Here is a 20,486-nt window from a genome sequence, read left to right as displayed (position 1 = left end):
TAACTCTCGCTCGCGTCGTCCCTGATCGGCCCATGCCCTACCGACGTCGCATCGCTCCTCAGTTACTCCTCGCGGAACGCCCGTTCGAACTGGTCGATAAGGGGACGCGCGAAATAGGCGGCGGCGGACTGTTCCTGCGTTGTCAGATAGACCTCCGCCTGCATCCCGGGGAGCAGGACGAGGTCGCCGAGCCGATCCGCCTCACCGGGAAGAAGCTCCACATGGCCGATGTAGTGCGGCTGCCCGTCGGCCCGACCCGTCACCGTGGCAGGTGAGACATAGGTGATGCGGCCAAGAACCTCGGGCGTCGTCCGGTGGTTGAAGGACGAGAATCTGACGCGTGCCTCTTGTCCAACGAAAACCTGATCGATTGAGGCGGTGGGCAGCTGGATCTCGGTGCGAAGCTGCGCGCCGGCAGGAACGATTGTCGCGAGAACCTCGGCCGGCGTGATGACCCCGCCTTCGGTGAAGACGGAGATCTCGTGAATCTGGCCGGCGATCGGTGCGCGGATGTCAGTCCGACCCAGGCGATCCTCGACGGCGGCGATGCGATCGATGAGTTCCTGGATGCGGGATTCGACGACGACCAGTTCCCGTTGCGCCTCGGTCCGGGCGACTTCGTCGATGGACAGGATGCGCATGCGGATCTCGCCAATGCGCGAGGCAGACCGCGCGATATTCGCGTCCAGTTCGCCTAGCCGTCCGCGAAGCTGGACCCGCTCACGCTCAATCTCCTCGATGCGCGGCGCTTCCACGAGGCCTTTCCCGAGAAGGTCGATCAGTCGGGCGTGGCTGCCCTCCACTAGGTCGAGTTCATCCGTCAGCGCCGTGCGCTGGACTTCAAGCGCGACGATCTCCTTCTCGACCTGTTCGATGCCAAGGACAAGCTGCTGGCGCTGGTTCTCGCGGTTGGCGATGTTGCCTGCGTGCAGGCGCGCCTCTGCCTCGATCAGGTCACGATGGCTGGTCTCGTCAAGGCTCAGACGCGCGGGAAAGTCGATCTCGACACCCCCGTCGCGATCCGCGATGAGCCGCGCGCGCAGCGCCTTGGCGTCGGCCAGTTGCGCGGACAGGATCGACAATTCGGACCGGGATTGAGCGTCGTCCAGCCGGAACAGCACCTGTCCCGCCGACACCTCTTCGCCTTCCTCTACCGCGATTTCGGCAATGATGCCCCCATCACGATGCTGAACCTCCTTGAGGTTCTGGTCGACCTTCACGGTACCGACCGCAATGACGGCCCCGGTAAGCATGGCGGTGAAGGCCCAGCCACCGATACCGCCCAGAAGGCCCACCGCCAGCACCAGCCCAGCGAGGATGCGGCCGCCGAACCGGTCGAAATCATGCCCGCGCGCCGTGGCGGTCTCGGCTGTCGATGCAAAAGCCATATCAGATCCCCTTGGTCATCAGGCGTATTCGGTAACGAGGCGGAGTTCGCCATCGAGACGGATTTCAAGGTCGGTGATGCGATCGTGGTCGAAGTCCACCTCGATCAAGGTGAAGCGATAATCATCCGTCCAGTCGTGCGAGAACCGCAAACGCGGCTCGTCTGCGCTTGCATCCTCGGTGACGTCTTCAAAGAAGTCCTCGATCCGATCCTCAAGCGATTTCTGGGCCTTGCGGATTTGCTTTTCGTGTCCGCCCCCGGTGATCGAGATCATGTCGTCGAAGCCGAAGTCGGCGATCCGGTATTGCGACGGGGGTATCTCGACGAAGTCGCCCTGGTCGAAGCAGTATTCGTCCGCTCCGCCGTTCCCGGTTACGGTCGCCTCTCCTGCACCGCCCTGAAACGTATCGGCTCCGGTGCTGCCGACGTAATGCTCGAACCCGGCGAAGGTGTCGGAGCCGACGCTTTCGCCGACGGCGACGGCGTTCGCGATGTCGATGACGACCGGCGCCGTTGCGGCCGAGTAGTCGAGCGTGTCGTAGCCCCCATCGCCGGCATAGACGTCGGCAGCGGCATCGTCATCGGCGACAACGTGGTCGTGACCTGCGCCGCCACGCACCGTATCGGCGCCCTCGCCCCCTGACAGGAGATCGTCGCCATTGCCTCCGTCGAGGTGGTCGGTTCCCTTTCCCCCACGCAGAATGTCGTCGCCGCGCTGACCCAGAAGGGTGTCGGCACCCTCGCCGCCGTCGATAACATCCGCCCCTTCTCCGCCATCCAGATGGTCATCACCGGCATCGCCGGACAGAACGTCGTCGCCTTCTTCGCCGTAAAGACGGTCGTTCCCGCCCCCTCCGGACATCCAGTCGTCGCCGGCGCCGCCTGCGATCACGTCATCACCGTCGCCACCCCAGATGGTGTCGGCACCCGCGCCGCCTGCGATCAGATCGTCGCCCGCGTCACCACGGATGATATCGCGCCCGCCGCTCGCGACGATATTGTCGTCGCCACCACCGGCCCTGATCACGTCGCGCCCGTCGGTCGCCACAATCAGATCGTCATCCTCGCTGCCGTCGAACTCGTTTTCGACAACGTTGAGATAGGCAATCTGCTGAACCTCATGGACGCCATCGCTGATCGTGTAGGTTACGGTGACCTCGCCAAGTTCATCGGGGTCAGCGAGGTAGCGCCACCCGAAGTCCTTGCTCAGCCAGATCCCCTTTCCGCTGCCAAGGTCCGTGACCGTCAGCATGTCGCCGTCCGGATCGACGGTGTTGGCGAGCAGGTGCGACAGGGCGATGGCAAGGGTCGCCCCGCTGCCAACGTCTCCGAGATAGATCGGTCCGGTGTTCCGAGGCGCGCGGTTCCGGTCTGCCTCGTCAGGCTCGTCGGTTTCCCTTTCACCATCGTCGTCCGTCACAGGGTCGACCGGTTCAGGTCGGTCAGGCTTAGGCTCGCCCGTATTCGGCTCACTTGGCGTCGGCTCGAATGGCTCGGGGTCGGTTGGCGAAGGGTCGGTTGGGGGCGTGTCCTCCGTCTCCGAACCGACCGAAGGCATCCGCGACGAGGAAGGTGCGCGCGACGACGACCCCTGCCCTGCGGGTTCCTCGAAGAAGAATGGCGGCAATGGCGTATTCGCGGCGAATTGCGGCAAGCCGATGCTCATCTTGACGACATCCGGCGGTACGATGACGCCGAGATCGACAAAGCCGAAAGAGGCCATGGACAGGGCTGCGCCGTTCTTGGGCGTGGGTTCGCCCGGGTCCGGTGTCGCTTCTGCGTCCGGCGCAATGGATCGGCGATGCGAAGGTACAACGACAGAGCGACCGACGGCGGCCGACACGTCCTCGTCAGACGATGCTGGCACGCCGGCTTCCGCGGCCTGTACGGTCTCTGCAGACGGCCACAGGAACGACTTCAGGTAAAGGGCCAGCGCACTCATCCCGATGACGAAACCCGACAGAACCTTCGCGCCACCGCGCCCTTCGTCTTTAAGGCCCAGAGGATCGGCGGGATCGGAGGCGTCGTCCCTTGGCCGAAATCCCTTGATCTTGATCATTGGAAGCCCCCTGCATCGGCACGCGCGCCCACTCCGGCCCGTCGCAGGTGGGCCGCCGGATTTTCCCGTGCGATCTGAATTTCGGCTTGGCGCGGCAACTTTTCCGGCTGCTCGGCCGCGCGGGACGAAGCCACCTTCGCGTTCAGGACTTCTTCTTTCGGACCGAAGGCCATCAGCTTGCCACGCTGGATCACGCCGATTAGGTCGCAGGCCTGGAGTGCCGCGGGCCGGTGGGCAATGACGATAGCGACGCCGTTCCGCTTCTTCACGCTCTCGATGGCAGCAGTCAGGGCTGCCTCGCCCTCTGGGTCGAGATTGGCGTTCGGCTCGTCGAGAACCACGAGAAACGGATTGCCGTAGAGCGCCCGCGCCAATCCCAGTCGTTGGCGCTGCCCGCCTGAAATGGCGGTGCCCATAGGACCGAGATGGGTGCGGTACCCGTCGGGAAGCCGGACGATCATCTCGTGCACAGCGGCCGCCCGTGCGGCCTCTACGATCGCGGCGGATTCAGGGGATGGATCCAGCCGGGCGATATTCTCCTCGACCGTCGCATCCAGCAGCGCCACATCCTGTGGCAGATAGCCGATATGCGAACCGCGCTCGTCGTCGCTCCACTGGACAAGCTCTGCATCGTCCAGCCGGACCGACCCCCGCAGCACCGGCCAGATGCCCGTCAGCGCCCGCGCAAGCGTCGATTTGCCCCCACCGCTCGGCCCGATGATCCCGACCGCCTGCCCGGCCGCGACCTCGAAGGTCACGTCGCTCAGAAGGACACGCCCGCTGACGGGGGCGGCCACTGTGATACCCTCGACCTTCAGCGTCCGTTGCGGTGTCGGAAGCTTCATAGGGACCGGCTTTCGATCCAGCACCTCGACCGTATCGCGCACACGCTGCCACGCGCTGCGGGCAGAGACGATGTGTTTCCAGTTGCCAATGGCAAGGTCGATCGGTGCCATGGCTCGTGATGCGGCGATCGTGGCAGCGATAATTGCCCCTGCCGATAGCTCGCCCAGAATGGTCAGATAGGCCGCCAGCCCAAGGATGGCCGACTGCAGCAGCATCCGCAGCACCCGCGAGATCGCCCCGAAGGTGCCCGAGATGTCGCTGGTCCGGGTCTGAAGATCGAGGTTCTTTTCGTTGGCCGCAGCAAAGCGATCGACGGCGCGTGACGCGAAGCCCATCGCCTTCAGCACCTCGGCGTTGCGCGCATTGGAATCGGCGATGGCGTTGCGCTCGACGGAGGCGGCGATCGATGCCTTGTTCCAGTGCCGCGTCCGCAACTCGGCGATCACAGCCAGAACCGTCAGGACGAAGGCCCCGGCAATGGTCAGCGCGCCAAGAGTTGGGTGAAGAATGTAGACGAACGCCAGAAAGAGCGGCATCCACGGGAAATCGAAGATCGCGACGGGAGCTTGCGAGCCGAAAAAGTTTCGCAGCGTGTCGACGTCGCGCCCGCGTTCGAGCGCTTCGGACGTCGAATAGCCAAGCCGCGGCATGTCCACCACGACTTCGTGCGCGAGCGGCGCGAGCCGTCCGTCGACCCGGGCACCGATGCGCACGAGCACCTGGGCGCGGATGATGTCGAACATGCCCTGGAAGATATAGAGCCCGATCGCCAGAACCGAAATCGCGGCCAGCGTCGGAAGGCTTCCGCTTACCAGCGCGCGATCGTAGATCTGAAGCATGTAGAAGGATCCCGTCAGCGCCAGAACGCTGATGATGCCCGAGATCACGAACAGGAAGATCACCAGGCCTCGCGCCCGACCAAGCGCTGCGAGCGCTGTCTTCCGCGACTTCTTTCTCTTTACCGACATACTCGTTTCCGTTGGCTGCGAGGTCTTGAGCTACCTCTGGCTGAACCCTTGACAGATGGAGGTCAGGCCCGGCGGGGATCGCCGGGCCTGACCGTTTCATGGTTCAGAGGTGGAAGCTGTCGTCGTTCAGGTTGCGGTGCCCCACGATCGACAGGCTGAAGTCCGGCGCATCGTCGCCCGAGGTGTTGCCCTCGACGATGGTGTATTCGCCGTCTTCCCGCGTCTCGTGCCGGACCAGAAGCTGACCGGTTCCGGTGAAGGCATCCGAGACGAGAGTGAAGCTGCCCTGTCCGGACGCCGCGCCATTCGCGTCGATCTGCGAAAGGTCGATGCGGTCGCCCGGCTCGAAGCTGCCGATCGTGTCGCCGTCCGCATCCTCGGCGCTGAGGAAACGATAGACGTCGCCCCCGGCGCCGCCGTCCATCATGTTCACCGCACGTCCCGCCGTGACGACGTCGTCACCTGCCCCGCCGATGAAGTTCTCGACGCTCCAGAGGACATCGTTGCCGGTCTGGGCGCTTTGCACATGGCCGCGGCCAAGGCTGCCGCTACCCAGATCGGCGGTAATGTCCGAAAGGATGCGCGACATGTCGATCGTGTCGCTTTTCGTTCCGCCAGACACGTCGTCACCGTAATAGACGTCATCGCCATCGCCCGCAGTGGCTGCGAAGTGGTCGTTCCCGGCACCGCCGACGACGAAGTCGTTGCCGGCCCCGGCCTCGACATAGTCATCGCCGTCCTCGGCGAAGATGCGGTCGTCGCCGCCGTCCCCGAAGACCAGATCGTTGCCGCCACCGGCGAAGACGGTGTCCGCACCATCGCCCGAGAAGATCATGTCGCGGGCGTCCATCCCCATGATCTTGTCGGATCCCGCCTCGCCGAACAGCGCGCCACCGGCCGTGGTGCCAAGAATGGCGCCGGGGATTGCGGGCGGGGCCGCGGCCTCTTCGTGATCCTCCTCGTCCTCGACCTCCGGCTCCTCGTGATCGGTCCCGGGCTGGTCGTCATCATCTTCCGGGTCGTCCGTTCCGAGCTGCTGGTCGGGAGCCGATACGATCACGCTCGACGCATCGTCGCTCAGCCGGACGCGTCCGTCGCCAAGATCCTCGACGGTGGCTGCACCAACCCCGGCAAGAGAGATCACGTCCTGCTCGCGCCGCGGGCCGACGACCGTGTCGTTGCCCCCGTTCGAGCGGAAGACGATCCGGTGCGCCGATTGGAGCTGCGTGATATCCACGCTGTCGTCAGCGTCCGAGCCATCGATCGTGATCGTGCTATAGGCCAGGCTCGTCGGGTCGAAATTACCGACGATCTGGACCGTGTCGCCACCGCTCACGCCGCCGTTCGGGACGCCATTGCCGTCATTGGCTGAGACGGCCAGCGTATTGATCTGAATCTCCTCGATGTTGTCCAACTCGGCAACCACCGTGGTGATACCGCCGACGGTGCGGGTGATGACGATCTCGGTCGATGCCTGGAACGACGTGCCAAGGCTTGCCGCGAGACCCGCGTTCTGGCCGCCGGACATGGCGTAGACCGTGAACGTCTCGGCCTCGGTGGTGCCGTTCAGGCGGTAGGTGTCGGTTCCGCCACCGCCTTCCACGAAGTCGCGACCATCTGCAGAGCCCTGGACGATGGTGTCCGTGCCTGCGCCACCGATGACGAGATCGTCGCCCGCGCCGCCGTTCAGCACGTCATTTCCAGCACCGCCGTCCAATTGATCCTGACCATCGCCCCCGTTCAGAACGTCGTTTCCGCCGAGGCCATTGAGAATGTCATCGCCGGCACCACCATTGAGCGTATCATTGCCCCCGAAGATCAACGGGCTGACACCGTTGAGGATGTCGTCCCCGTCGCCACCGTTCAGCGTGTTGTTGGTGAAAAGCGTCCCGGTCAGCGTCACACCACTACGCTCCGCGACCGCCAGCGTGGGGGCGGAGTAGACGGTCTCGGTCGCACCGAGGCCATCGATGAAGCTCACCTCGACCCGCAGCTGCCGGCCGATCTCGCTGATGTCGCCGAAAAGCTGCTGGATGAAGTTCGGATCATTCGGCGTGAAAGCCTCGCCGGTCGCACCCGGGATGTCGGTCCACGTCGCGCCGTTGAGATACTGCCACTGGATGCTGAACGCACCCAACCCGTTCGGATCCTGGATCGCGCTCAGATCCAGCGTCAGGATCTGCCCCTCGATCGGTGATACCTGACCGTTCGTGGGCGTAGTATCGACGATAATGGGCTGGCCGGATGCGGGAGTCTGCTGGAAGCTGGCGGCCGAAACGTCGCCATCCGCGAAGCGCAGCGTCTCGATGTTGTAGAGGCGGTCCACACCGTCCGAGATGCGGGCATTGCCCGTCAGCGGATCGACCACGCCTGCCTGCGGGTTGATGTGTTCGACCGTCAGACTGCCGTCGTCGTTGGTCGTGATGTCGTAGTTTGCCGCGTCATCCCAGAACAGGGCGACATCCTCTCCGCTATCGTCCCAAAGGATCTGGCGGATGATCTCGAGCTGGCCGGGGTTCAGCGATCGGTCGAGCATCAGCGTATCCAGCGTCCGCCCGCCGAAAAGGGCCGCGGCCGCATCGGTCGGCATTCCGGTCGCCGTGTCGAAATTCTCGACGGCGTAGACCTTGCCGCTCATCCCTTCGGACCAGGCGTAGATCTGGCCTTCGGCGTTCCGGATGCCGATCCGGACATTCAGCCAGCCGTCGCCGTCGATCACGTCGTCGCCGCCGCGCCCCTCGATCAGGTCGCTGCCGCCGCCACCAAGCAGGATGTTGCCGCCGGTGAAGATCGACTTCACATCGCCAGAGCTGTCGGCCCAATACGCGCCCTGGCGCATCATCTCGGACTTGATCAGCTGATCGAGACCCGCAATCCGCGCGATCCCCGCCTCGTCAAGTTCGTTGTTGATGAAGTTACCCTCGGGGGTCGGGTCGCCCGCCACCGCCTCGCCGTCGTCGAACCGATCGTCGCCGCGCAGGATGTCGTTGCCGCGCCACCCGGACAGGCCCTCGACCTCGCTGAAGCGGTCGCGCAGGACCTCGAGCGGAAGCGTCGGAAAGACGGGCGTGCTCATGTCGGCGTCGGCGGGCGTCTGCTGACCCTGATAGGTCACCCAGTCATGGCCCCACATCCCGATGAACTTCTGGATACCCTCGCCGCCGACCATGATGTCGTCTCCCGAGTCGGCGTCGTAATCGGTATCGCCGGAATTGCCGTTCAGAACATCGTGGCCGATCACCGTCGAATTGAAGAAGATGTCGCCATTGTCGCCTGCGATGTATTCGAAGCCCTCGCCGCCTTCGACCCAGTCGTCGCCATCGTTACCGAACATCGCGTCAGCACCGGTGCCGCCCAGAAGGAAGTCGTTGTCGGTGCCGGCTCGGATTTCCGACCCGTCAGGGCCGGTCATCAGGAAGTCCTGTCCAGAGCCGCCGAAGATCAGGGCAAGGCCCGATCCGCCGTGGATGACGTCGTTGCCCGCGTCGCCATGCAGCATGTCCGTTTCGCCGATATCGGTTCCGGCATTGGTGATGATGTCGTCACCGTCACCGCCCATGACCTTGTCGACGCCGTAGCCGGCCTCGAGCCGGTCGTCGCCGCCGAAGCCCCAGACGGCGTCGTCGCCGCCGCCCGCCACGATGTGATCGGCGGTTTCGGTCCCGGCGATGACGACATGATCCGCGCCGTTGTAGCGGATGAAGTTGCCGTCACGCTCCACCAGCGAGGAAATCGCCTCCAGGTACGGATTGTCATGCACCGGATCAACATGACCAAAGGCGGCCTGCTTCGCGGCATCGACATACATCACGTGGTCGGGGCTGGAGAACACGTCGCCCGGCATCGCGAAGCCGCTCTCGCCGAGATCGGTGTTCCGCATCGCCATCTTGGCAAGAGAATTGTTCTCAAGTTCGGTCAGCAGGTTGAGACCTTGCACCCGCGACAGATAGTAGAACCGGTCGGCGTGCTGAAGGTTCTCCATCTGCATCTCGAAGATGAATGCGAAGGTCGACCCCAGCATTCCGCCGAAGGGCATCTTCTTCTCGGCCAGACCGCCGACCCACAGGTCGACCTCGTCCAGCCCGCCCTTGTCGGCGTAGTCGCCGCGCGCATTCAGGAAGTCGAGCCGGTCGGCGACCGCCGGAACCGGGCGCAGCACATCGATCTCCACTCCGTCCACCAGGATCTGGTTGGTCGAACCCCCGGTCTGCTGGATCTCGATCCGAAGCGTCTCGCCTGCATGCTCGGCGGCAAGCGGACCGGTGCTCAGGACCACCTCGGCCCATTGCCCGTCTGCGGGCGCTGAAAGCTGAACGCTCGCAAGGACCACACCGCCGGCCGTGACAAGACGCGCTTCGCCGCCGGGCCAGGCTTGGTCGGTCCGATCACCGATATCGAATATCAGGCGATATTCTTCGCTCGCGGCAAGGACGATGCCGGTGTCCTGCGACAGCATGGCGTTCTGCTGAAGCCATACGACGTTGTCGCCCGTCTGTCCGTCGGGGTTCGAGATAGCCGCGGTGGGCGCGTAGAGCCCGCCCGTGCCCCCGGTGATCTCCCAGCCGGTCGGTGCCTCGATCTTGTAGTTGCCAAGAGCGTTGGTGATGACGCCGGGTTCGCCGCTGGCAAGCGAGTCACCCTCGAAGGACGCATTGACCAGCGTCGCGGGCGTCTCGCTCGTGCCCCCCGTTCCGCCAAAGACGATCGCCATCGCGACGTCGCGCTTGGCCTCGATCGTGTCTGCTGCCTCAAGCAGCGGATGCGTCCCGTACGCCGCGATGAAGTTCACGATGGATTCGGGGTTCTGAAGGTTCGCGGCAAAGTCCGACCAGCTTGCGTACGGGGTCAGCTGCGTGTCGCCACCCGCCATGTCGCTGAATTCGGCGCGTGCCTGATTGAGGCTCGGCGTTCCGGTATCGCGCCCCCGAGCGATGTTGATCGCCGCCAGGTCAAGCGGGATGCCCACAAGCTGGTTGCGCAGCACGTTCGTGACGAATTCGTCGATCTCGTTGCCGACCTGCCCGGTCATGCCGCGGATGATCGCACCCGCCGCGTCGTGGTGGTCGACCGTGTCCGATCCGAAGGCCAGCGGATTGAGGAAGGCGTCGAAGAGCGACATGCTGCTGTCGGTGCCGTCGGCTCCGATCCTATCGACCGTCTCGTTCAGCATCGAATGGCCGAAGCGATAGATGACATGGGCGAACTCGGCGAAGATCGCGGGATTGATCTCGACGTTGGGCTGCACCATGAACACGTCAATGTCGGGCTGCACCTTGCGGGCGAACTCCTCGAACACGAGGTGCTGGTACTGCATCTCGGTCGAGAAGCGAGCCGCCTGGAACAACCGCTCACCCTGCCAGTTGCCGCTTGCATCCTGCCATTCGGCGATGAACGCAGGATCGTTCGTCGCAAGAATGGTCGCCTTCATCGCATCGACAAGGCGGTTGTGCTCGGCGTGGAAGACGTGATGGACCGCGCTCAGACCGATGTTCTCGTTCCCGCGGCCGTCGCCGGTGATGTAATGGGCGTCGAGCAGTTCGTTGTCGTAGGTCCCGACGGGCTGCGGGGTGGCGGGGGTCCCGGCCTCGGTATCCGCGTCCGGCGCTTTAGGCGTGTCAGAAATGCGGTCACCGTTGGTGTCGTAGAGATCGGGCACGGCGTGATGCGCGATGTCGTCTAGAAAGGCATTCGACGTACGGATCGCGTTGGTGAGCGATGCAGGCGCGTTAGGCGTTCCCGAAATCACCTGGTCGTCGGCCGTGTTCGGGATGCCGTCCGCGCCAAGGCCGACGATCACCTGCGCAAAGCCGTTCGCGTCCGGGATGAACTTGCCGTAGACGTCGGTCCGCAGAAGCGGGACGGCGAAGACATCGGCGTCGGTCAGCTCGATCCCGAGCATTTCTCGCGCCTGCTCCTTCACGTCGCCCCAGGTTGCCAGGCCGCGGTCACCTTCAAGCAGCTTGCCGGTGGCGACCGGGCGGCCGTCCTGCATGACGTATTCGCGCAGGAAGACATGGTGCGATGGATGCGAGGTGTAGGTCTGGTTCTGGTCGACCCAAGGGGTCGTCACGTTGGCCGCGCCGTCACCGGTGGTGACACGGGTCATCGGCATGAAGTTCGTGTGCGGCGAGTTCGGATTGTAGAGCGGATCGTCGGGCTGAAGCGGCATGTAGACCGTTCCGTTGCCACCCTTCTTCACGAGATCGAGCCCGTGATCGAAGAATTGCCCGAAAAGCGTGAACCATGAATTGTACGAGGCCGAAAGCCCCTCGTCCGGCGCGCGGTTCTCGATGAGGATGCTCGGTCCGTCCATCTGGATGCCGTTGGCGTCGAGCAGTGCAGCCAACGCATCGGCTGCAGCAACGTCATCCGGCGCGGCTTTCGCCGCGTCATGGGCCGCCCGGATCGCCTCGACCGCGGGCAGCAGATCCTCGGGCGGTGTTCCCGCAAGGCGCAGGGCGACAGCGATGGCCGCCGGGTTGTCAAGCGTCTGGTCGACCACGAGGTTCGAGATCAAGCGCGGGTCAGCGTCGACCACCGTGCCGCCGCTTGCGTAATCGTTGTTGCTGAACGTCGTTTCGCCCGGCGTTCCCGTGCCGAAGGTGATCGCGTCGTCGCCTTCGTTCTTCCAGACCGGAGTGGTCAGGCGCGCAAACGGTTCACCCGCGGCGCCCCATTGCTCTCGGCCCTCGACAAGGTTGTTCATGCTGCCATCGACCGTTCGCAGGCCGTAGGGAAACAGCGGGCTATCGACCAGATCGGTCAACGGCGTGCCGGCGGAATGCGCCTCGGCGATCTTGATTTGTTCAAGGATGAATTCGAGATCGTGACGGATCAGCGTGACCATGACTTGTTCTCCCCACGGCGGACGAGTGGTCAGACCGGACAAACGTCCGGCTTCGCCCGAGCTGGCAAAAAAATGTTGATATATCGGGGGTATAGCCCCCATGCCGATCATCGTCTCACCTGCGGGCCGTCGCGGCCACGGTCCATGGTCCGGCAAGTTGCGGGGATCAAGGTCGCGACCCTCCCCGAGACCTTGGTCGGATGATTCCGAGAACAAGGACTGATACCAATCGGTCAGGGGAGGGAGAAATTGTGGCGTCAACACCTTGTAACGCAAGCTGGCGCGCGACCACCGCGGTCGGGATATCTCGGGTCTTGCCGGGTCGCGCGTCGCTCAACCTCGGGACGAGGAGCCCTTCGGGACGCGCCGATGCCATCAGGACCTGATTCTCCCGATCCGGCGGGCGGTGCCGCCGCACCCGATCCCTCGATTCCGAAGATGGAGGCGCGCTGGCTGGCGGCTGGCCTTTCCGCGCTGGCCATCGCGATCATGATCGGTCTCGGCTTTTTCACGATCCAGAAGTATCGCTCGCTTCAGATCGACGCCTACAGCACCGTTGGAAGCGCCTATATTGACGGCCTTCTGGCACCCTATGCCCTAGCTCGACTAAGTCGCCCGGACGGACCCTATGAAGAGATGCGGATCATCGACAGCGCGCTTCTGGATCCAGCACAGGCAGAGACGCTGGGTCTGCTGCGGATCTGGATGCCTGACGGAACCCTTCTCTATTCCAGCGACGGCCATCATGCGGTCGAAGATCATGACGGGGCCGACACGCGCCGCGCCTTTGCAGGTGAGACGGTCACCCGCCTGGACCTTGATCCCGCGCCGCTCGAAACGGGGCAAGGCTTTCCGCATCTGGAGATCTACGCGCCGATCCACGATCCGCTGACGCGTGAGACGATCGCGGTGGGCGAAATCTACCAGAACGCGACGCAGATCATCAAAGACAGGGCATTCGTCGAAAGGATGATCTGGACGGCGATGGGTCTGGCGACGCTGGGCGTCCTTTCGCTTCTCGCGCTAAGCTTCTGGCAGAGTGACCGGGTGCGCCGCCAGTTGGCGATCGAGCGCCAACTGGTGGTTCAGAACCGCAGGCTTCACGAGGCTGCCGACCAGGCGCGCCTCGACGCAGTCGAAGCCAACGAACAGGTGCTCAATCTCGTGGGCGCCGAACTGCATGACGGACCGGTCCAGCTTCTGAGCCTGATGTCGCTTATGGAGGGACGAAGCTCCGACGCATTGCCTGAAGGTCCTGATCGGGCGACGCTGACCGGACAGGCACTTGGCGAATTGCGAAAGATCTCGAGTGGCCTGATCCTGCCCGAGCTCGATGAACTCGAACCTCCCGATGTCGTCGAACTCGCCGTCACGCGCCATCGCGGCCTGGTCGCACAGGACGTCGATGTGCGGATGGATCAACTGACGACCAGCCTCGATCTTCCGCACAAGGTCTGCCTCTACAGGATCGTTCAGGAAGGCCTGACCAACGCGTTCCGCCATGCCTCCGAACGCCGGCCCGTGCTGTCCGTGCGTGAATGCGACAATCTCATTGCCATCGAGATCCGCAGCGGACTTGCCGAGCGACCCGCATCGCGCGCCTTCGGGGGCTCGCCCGGCGGATTGGGCCTTCAGGGAATGCGTCGCCGCATCGACGCTCTTGGCGGGAAGGTCACATTCGACACAAGCGGGGAAGATGCGGTGCTGCGCGCGACGATGCCGCTGGGTGCGGGCGTTTCCGCCCACTGACAGGTCAGTTCAATCGAGCCGCTCCGGAAATCACACCCGCGTTCGCCAGTTCCTTGACGGCAAGCACGACCTCGACCCGGTTGCGGACCTGCAGCTTCTGTATCAGGACGGTCATGTAGTGCTTCACGGTCTTGTCGCTGATCGACAGAGCGTCGGCGATCTCCTTGTTGGTGCAGCCGCGCAGAAGAAATCTCAGAACCTCTTCCTCGCGCCGGCTGAAACTGACATCGGCCGCCGATTTCGGGCGCGACGCCTTCCTGAGACGATCCATGAGCTTTGCCGCCAGGCTGGGCGTCACATAGGTCTCGCCCGCCTGGACCTGACGGATCGCCTCTGTCAGCTCCTCGATGCTGCTGCCTTTCAGGACGTAGCCCTGAACCCCTGCATCGAGGGTGGCCATCGCGGTGTCGATACAAGTCGAGGCCGTGAACGCCAGTAGCTTGGTCCGGTTACCCTGACCCGCGACGGCGGCGATCGCTTCGAGAACGCGTCCGGGCATATTGAGGTCGAGAACAAGCACGTCGGGTTTGGAGTTAGCGGCGATGTCGACGACATCCACCGCGGACTTGCCGACCGCCACCACTTTGAACTCGCCGCTTCCCGCAAACAGCTGGCAAACTCCCGATAGAAGCACCGGATGATCGTCTACAAACGCAACCGTCGTCGTCCCCATCGTCCCACCCGGTAATGACATTCAAAAAAACAAATTCACGCCGGAACATCGACTTGCAAAATATCGGCCCCGCACCGGCAAATCAATGCCGATGTTTTTTATAATTTGTTGACAGTAGGATTATGTTGTCGAGCGACTATAAGTATAGCGATGATCCGGTGGCGATTCGTCGTGAATTGCGAAGAGTTGTCTTGGAACGTCTTCCCTGGCTGCGACTTAGTTGGACTGTCGCTCGAGGCAACAAATATCAGTCCTCAAGGTCGCACCCCTCGTTTCGAAAAGTTGCGCCCAAACCGATTCGGCACCAAGGATCGCTTATCCGCACCGTGCCGCCAACCACACGGACGGTTGCGGCGGAATGCGGCCACTCGCGTCATCATTGAAAACAACGCCATATCTCGCATTTGAACACGCCGTTCTCGTGACGTGAAATCGACCGTCATTCCGTCGTTGACAAGTGACGGCCTTGTGGCGTTCATCTGTCTTGCGGCCGGACATGGTTGCCTCTCATTCACCCCAAAATTCAGAAGCCTAGGCCGATCGGAGGAGATCGGCTTCGCGATGGGCCCTGCGCCGTCGCGGACCCTGTGGAGGATATTAACCGTGTCGAATCCATCTTCGGCGCTTTCAAGCCGCTCGTCTGAACCTCAAGTCAACCGATGGCTACAGCTTGCCGCCGGTGTGGCCTGCATGGTCGCCGCATCCAACGTCCAGTATTCCTGGACCCTGTTCGTTCCTGCCATTCAGGAAAGTCATGACTGGTCGCGTGCCGCGATCCAGACAGCCTTTACCATCTTCGTGCTCATGCAGACCTGGAGCACCCCGCTGGTCGGTCACTTCATCGACAAGCACGGCCCCGCGCGGATCGTCTCGCTGGGCGGGATTCTCATTGCCTGCGCGTGGATGATCAACTCGCAGGCACAGTCGCTGACGATGTTCTATGTCGGCGGCGCCGTTGGCGGCGCTGGTGTCGCCTGCGTCTATGCAAGCTGCGTCAACAACGCATTGAAATGGTTTCCTGATCGCCGCGGTCTTGCGGTCGGTCTGACCGCGGGCGGCTATGGTGCGGGAACGATCCTGACGATCATGCCGATCGCGGGGATGATTGAACGGTCGGGCTACCAGTCCACCTTCTTCACCTTCGCGCTGATCCAGGGCGTGGCGATCTTCGCACTGTCATGGTTCCTGAAGGCGCCGCGTGGCGACGAGGTTAACTACTCGACGACCGTCCTGCAGAGCCGCAGGGATTACACGCTCGGCGAGGCGCTGCAGACGCCGGTCTTCTGGGTCATGCTGGCGATGTTCACCGCGACGGTGACCGGTGGCCTGATGGCCGTGGCGCAGCTTGGGCCGATGGCCGAGGATCTGGGCGTCGCGGACAAGATCGTCTTCTTCGGTATGGCTGCGCTGCCCTTGGCGCTGATGCTGGACCGTGTGATGAACGGTCTGTCGCGTCCGCTTTTCGGTTGGATTTCGGACAAGATCGGTCGCGAGCCGACGATGTTCGTCGCCTTTACCCTTGAAGGCGTCGGCATCTTTGCGCTGGCCCATCTGGGGCATCATCCGCTGGCTTTCGTCCTGCTGTCCGGCGTCGTCTTCATCGCCTGGGGCGAGGTCTACTCGCTGTTCTCGGCGACCGCTGGCGACGTGTTCGGCACCAAGCATATCGGCAAGATCTACGGAGTGCTCTACACCGCCAAAGGGATCGCCGCACTGCTGGTCCCGGTCGGGAACATCGTCATGGAGGCGACGGGAGGCTGGCACACCGTCCTCTACACGATGGCCTGCCTCGATGCCTTCGCAGCCATCATGGCCCTGGCCGTCCTGCGTCCGATGATCCGCCGTCACCACGCCCGCAACGAACGCGAGCGACCGGCAGCCTACCCGATGCCAAGCAACGTCCCCGCCGAATAGGCGGAGCGTCCACCGCCACGTTTTGGGGCCAGAGATTTCTCTGGCCCCGATCTATTTTAGGAAGCCCGGTCGCTTATTTATCAGCGAACCGGTAACCCACGCCCGCTTCGGTAAAGATATACCGGGGATCACCGGCATCATCGCCGATCTTCGTGCGCAACTGTCTTATGAAGACCCGCAGATATTGGCTGTCTTCGCGATGCGCAGGGCCCCAGACATGCTCCAGCGCCGCACCCTGCGTGACAAGTCGTCCCGCATTCGAGGCCAGAAGCCAGAGAAGATCGAATTCCTTCCGGGTCAGATGGACCGGGGCACCATCCTTCGCAACGCTGCGATGGGCAGCATCGATGGTCAGATCCGCGATCTGCAGTCTGGCGCCATCCGGTTCGGACGCCGCCCGGTCGCGCAGAAGACCCCGCAAGCGGGCAAGCAATTCGCCAATGCCGAAGGGCTTTGTCACGTAGTCCTGTGCACCCGCGTCCAACAGCGCGACCTTTTCAGCCTCGTCGGCGCGGACCGACAGGACCAGGACCGGCACCTGGCTCCATTCACGAAGACGGCGCAGAACCTCTCGACCGTCCAGATCAGGCAGGCCGAGATCCAGGATGACCGCCTCTGGCGTTGTCAGCGCCGCAGCATCGATCCCTGCACGGCCTGTCGAAGCTTCGGTGACGTGATGCCCCTCGGCCTCGAGCGCGACGCGCAGGAAGCGTCGAATCGGCGCCTCGTCGTCGATGATCAGGACGCGCGCTGGCGATGTCGTCATCCGGTCCCCTTCTGGTCTGCCAGCGGCAGGGCTAGCGTGATCCGGGTTCCGGTGCCATCCGCCTGTGCAGGGGCGGCGGCGATGCGTCCTCCATGTGCCTCGACTATACCGCGGGCGATGGCAAGGCCAAGACCGGTCCCGGCGCGTTGGCCGTCCGCCTCGGCCAGCCGATAGAACATGTCGAAGACACGGCTTCGCGCCTCTGCCGGGATACCGGGTCCCGCATCGCTGACGGACAGCTCCATCGCGCTTCCCTTGACCCCGCCCGAAACGATGATCTCGCTGCCCTCGGGGGCGTATTTCGCGGCGTTGTCCAGCAGGTTCATCAACACCTGTTCGATCAGAAGCGGGTCGGCCAGAACCGGTGGCAGGCTGGAAGGTAAGCCGATGGTGACCCGGTGGTCCCGCAAGGCGCCCCGCAAGCGATGACGGGCGCTGCCCGCAATCTCGCGAAGATCGACGACCATCCGCATGGGTCGCAACGCCCCGTGGCCAAGCCGGGTCATGTCCAGAAGGTTCTGGATATAGCGATCGAGCCGCTCTCCCTCTTCCAGGATCGTCTCGGCCATCGCGCCGCGCGCGCCATCCGGAAGGCTCAGCGCCGGGTCGGCCAGCGTGGAGGCAGCCCCGATGATGGACACGAGCGGTGTGCGAAGATCGTGGCTGACAGAGGAAAGAAGCGCAGCGCGCAGCCGCTCGGCTTCGGACGCGACAAGCGCCTTTTCCAGGTCACCCTGAAGGCTGATGCGTTCCAGGGCGATCCCAAGCTGATCGGTCATTGCGTCCAGAAGACGTCTGTCGGCCGGTGCGATCGCGTGGCCGTCAGGAAACGAGATCCCCAGAACCGCCAGTCGCCGTTCGCCGCGCCCGACCGGCAGGAACAGCCATTGGCTTGCCGGGAGCGTCCCGGAACCACGCCCGGCCTCTTCGCCCCGGCGCCAGGCATATTCGGCGGCCGAGGCATCGCGCAGTGCCAGATCCTCTCGCGGCGGTTCGGCCACATCGATTTTCGGATTGCCTGCTGCGTCGGGACGCATCAGCACCGTCTCGCAGCCGAGAGCCGCGCTAACATGCGTGGCGGCGGAACGCAGAACCTCTGCCGAAGACGCAGCACCGGCGATCTGTCGCGCGAAATCGTAAAGCAGATTCGTCCGCTGAGCGATCTCGCGTTGTGAAAGCGCGCGGTCCCGCAGGCGCGCTGCGAGGTTTCCGGTCAGCATCGACGCTATCAGAAACAGGACAAGCGTCAGGATCTGGTCCTGACGAATGACAAAGAACGTGTTGCGCGGATCGGTGAAGAAGAAGTTGTAGATCAGGAAGCTGACGCAGGAGGCGTAGAGCGATGGCCACAGACCCTGTCTGACCGCGACTGCGATGACCCCCGTCATGAAGATCAGCGACAGCGAGGGAACGGGAAAGACCCGATCCGCCACCAGTGCAGCCAAGGCGGTCGCGAGGACGATGACCGTAGCCTTTCCGTAGGCGCGCGGGTCGCGGTCCAAGGGCCATCGTCGGGCGGGCGGGGGCGCCTGCTCGCGCGCGGTCTCTGATACGACAGTCACCTCGAAGTCGCGGCCCGTATCGGTCACCGCGCGGGCGACGTCTTCCTGCCCGATGCGGCGCCAGAACGGTCGGGGACGTGACCGGCCCAGCAGGATGCGGCTGACGTTGCGTCGCGCCGCATAATCGAGGATCTCGGCCGCCACGGGCCCTGCCGCTTGCAGCGTCGCCACCTCGGCCCCGAGCCGTTCGGCGAGGCGCAGCGCCTGCGCCAGCGCGTCGCGGTCAGGCTCGGGCATGGGCGGCGCATCGACCGACATGACCGTGACTGCGACCCATTCGACCCGCGCCCGGTCCGCCATGCGCTTTGCGGTTCGGACCAGCGTCCGTGCCACGGGGCTTTCGGTCAGCGCGACGAGGATGCGCTCCTGCGCAGGCCAAGGACCGCCGATGGCGTTGGCGCGCATATGTTCCTGCAACTGCGCATCGACGCGGTCGGCCGCGGCGCGCATCGCCATCTCGCGCAGGGCTGTCAGGTTTCCTTTGGAAAAGAAATTCTGCACCGCGCGCGCGATCTGGTCCTGCACATAGACCTTGCCGGCGCGCAGCCGCTCGATCAGCTCTTCGGTCGGAAGATCGATCAGCTCCACCTCATCCGCGCGCTCCAGCACCGCGTCCGGCACCGTCTCGCGCACGCGCACGCCCGAGATGCGGGCGACGCGGTCGTTCAGCGTTTCCAGATGCTGGACGTTCAGCGTGGTCAGAACGTCGATGCCCGCTGCCAGCACTTCCTCGACGTCCTGCCACCGCTTTTCGTGGCGGCTGCCGGGGATGTTGGAATGGGCGAGTTCGTCGATCAACGCCAGTTCGGGCCGGCGTTCAAGCAGTGCGTCCAAATCCATCTCGTGCAGGATGCGGTCGCGATAGAACTGGGCGCGCTTGGGCAAAAGCTCCAGCCCCTGCAGCAGGGTCTCGGTCTCGGCCCGGCCATGCGTTTCCACCACGGCCGCGACCACGTCCACCCCTTCGGCCGCACGGCGTCTGGCGGCTTCCAGCATGGCGAAGGTCTTGCCGACACCAGGCGCCGCGCCCAGAAAGACTTTCAGGCGACCGCGCCCTTCGCGTCCAGCCTCTGCAAGCAGGGCTTCGGGTTCAGGGCGCAGGTCGGTCGCGGTCATGGTTGAGCCTCAGCTTGAGGGGGCAGTGGGTGCCAGCGGGAAAGCCGCGTCAAGGGCGAGGTTGGTCAGCAGCACGTTGACCCGAGGCTCACCGAAGATGCCAAGCCAGCGCGGCTCGACATGTTGGGCGATCAGGCGCTGGATCTCCGGCTCTGCCACGCCGCGAGCCTGGGCAATGCGCCCGACCTGAGCAGCGGCGTTTTGCGGCGAAATGTGCGGATCGAGCCCGCTGCCCGACGTGGTGACGGCATCGACCGGCACACGGCTTGCCCCGTTCTCGGTGCGGAACGCTTCAGCGCGCTCCGCCTGATCAGCCAGCAACGAGGCGCTCGTCGGCGCGAGATTCGAGGCACCGGCAGCGGCCGCATCGTAGTCGACAGCCGATGGACGCGGATGCAGGTAGCCGGGAGCGTCAAAAGCCTGACCGACGATCGCCGATCCGACGACATGCTCATCGCGGGACAGCAGACTAGAATTCGCCTGTTCCGGCATCAGCGCCTGTCCCAGGCCGGTCATGGCCAGCGGATAGGCAAGCCCTGTCAAGGCGATCATCAGGCCGAGTGTCGTGATTGCGGGACGAATGTGTTCGTTCATGATCG

At 64.0% G+C, this 20,486-nt stretch carries 10 protein-coding genes; 2 read left to right on the top strand and 8 right to left on the bottom strand.

The features are described 5' to 3' along the window. Window positions 1–62: 62 nt before the first annotated feature. The 4 genes from MLD63_RS05665 to MLD63_RS05650 all read right to left on the bottom strand — a co-directional run bounded on the left by MLD63_RS05665 (window position 63) and on the right by MLD63_RS05650 (window position 12,107). Window positions 63–1,388, bottom strand: a complete 1,326-nt coding sequence (locus tag MLD63_RS05665) for an HlyD family type I secretion periplasmic adaptor subunit (protein WP_255328916.1) — start codon at window positions 1,386–1,388, stop codon at window positions 63–65. Window positions 1,389–1,406: 18 nt separating this feature from the next. Then, window positions 1,407–3,446, bottom strand: a complete 2,040-nt coding sequence (locus MLD63_RS05660) for a calcium-binding protein (RefSeq protein WP_255328915.1) — start codon at window positions 3,444–3,446, stop codon at window positions 1,407–1,409. Then, entirely contained in the window at window positions 3,443–5,260 is a 1,818-nt protein-coding gene (locus MLD63_RS05655; protein WP_255328914.1) for a type I secretion system permease/ATPase, read from the bottom strand. The genes MLD63_RS05660 and MLD63_RS05655 overlap by 4 nt, the downstream gene beginning before the upstream one ends. A 103-nt stretch (window positions 5,261–5,363) precedes the next feature. Further along, window positions 5,364–12,107, bottom strand: a complete 6,744-nt coding sequence (locus tag MLD63_RS05650) for a peroxidase family protein (RefSeq protein ID WP_304363992.1) — start codon at window positions 12,105–12,107, stop codon at window positions 5,364–5,366. Window positions 12,108–12,476: 369 nt separating this feature from the next. On the opposite strand from MLD63_RS05650, the gene MLD63_RS05645 reads away from it, so the two are divergent. Then, on the top strand, window positions 12,477–13,856 hold the full coding sequence (locus MLD63_RS05645) for a sensor histidine kinase (RefSeq protein ID WP_255328913.1): 1,380 nt from the start codon (window positions 12,477–12,479) through the stop codon (window positions 13,854–13,856). 4 nt (window positions 13,857–13,860) lie between these two features. On the opposite strand, the gene MLD63_RS05640 is transcribed toward MLD63_RS05645, so the two are convergent. Beyond that, window positions 13,861–14,550 carry a LuxR C-terminal-related transcriptional regulator gene (locus tag MLD63_RS05640; RefSeq protein ID WP_255328912.1) on the bottom strand — a complete coding sequence of 230 codons (690 nt, stop codon included), beginning with the start codon at window positions 14,548–14,550 and terminating at the stop codon, window positions 13,861–13,863. A gap of 540 nt (window positions 14,551–15,090) precedes the next feature. Between MLD63_RS05640 and oxlT the strand changes: the two genes are divergently transcribed. Next, window positions 15,091–16,443, top strand: coding sequence for an oxalate/formate MFS antiporter (gene oxlT, locus MLD63_RS05635; protein ID WP_255328911.1), 1,353 nt, complete (start codon window positions 15,091–15,093; stop codon window positions 16,441–16,443). Between the two features lie 73 nt (window positions 16,444–16,516). Here the strand turns inward: oxlT and MLD63_RS05630 are convergent, their stop codons facing one another. From MLD63_RS05630 to kdpC, 3 genes are read right to left on the bottom strand one after another with little or no spacing between them, the layout of a single operon-like run. After that, window positions 16,517–17,209 (bottom strand): response regulator, encoded by a 693-nt coding sequence (locus MLD63_RS05630; protein WP_255328910.1) that lies wholly within the window; start codon window positions 17,207–17,209, stop codon window positions 16,517–16,519. Continuing rightward, window positions 17,206–19,887, bottom strand: coding sequence for a DUF4118 domain-containing protein (locus tag MLD63_RS05625; protein ID WP_255328909.1), 2,682 nt, complete (start codon window positions 19,885–19,887; stop codon window positions 17,206–17,208). The genes MLD63_RS05630 and MLD63_RS05625 overlap by 4 nt, the downstream gene beginning before the upstream one ends. A 9-nt stretch (window positions 19,888–19,896) precedes the next feature. After that, window positions 19,897–20,481 carry a K(+)-transporting ATPase subunit C gene (gene kdpC, locus MLD63_RS05620; protein ID WP_255328908.1) on the bottom strand — a complete coding sequence of 195 codons (585 nt, stop codon included), beginning with the start codon at window positions 20,479–20,481 and terminating at the stop codon, window positions 19,897–19,899. Between the last annotated feature and the right edge of the window lie 5 nt (window positions 20,482–20,486).

The organism is Paracoccus albicereus (assembly GCF_024359525.1).
Taxonomy (GTDB): domain Bacteria; phylum Pseudomonadota; class Alphaproteobacteria; order Rhodobacterales; family Rhodobacteraceae; genus Paracoccus; species Paracoccus albicereus.
The sequence above is the reverse complement of the archived record's forward strand: the minus strand, read 5'-3'. Positions and strand labels throughout refer to the sequence as shown.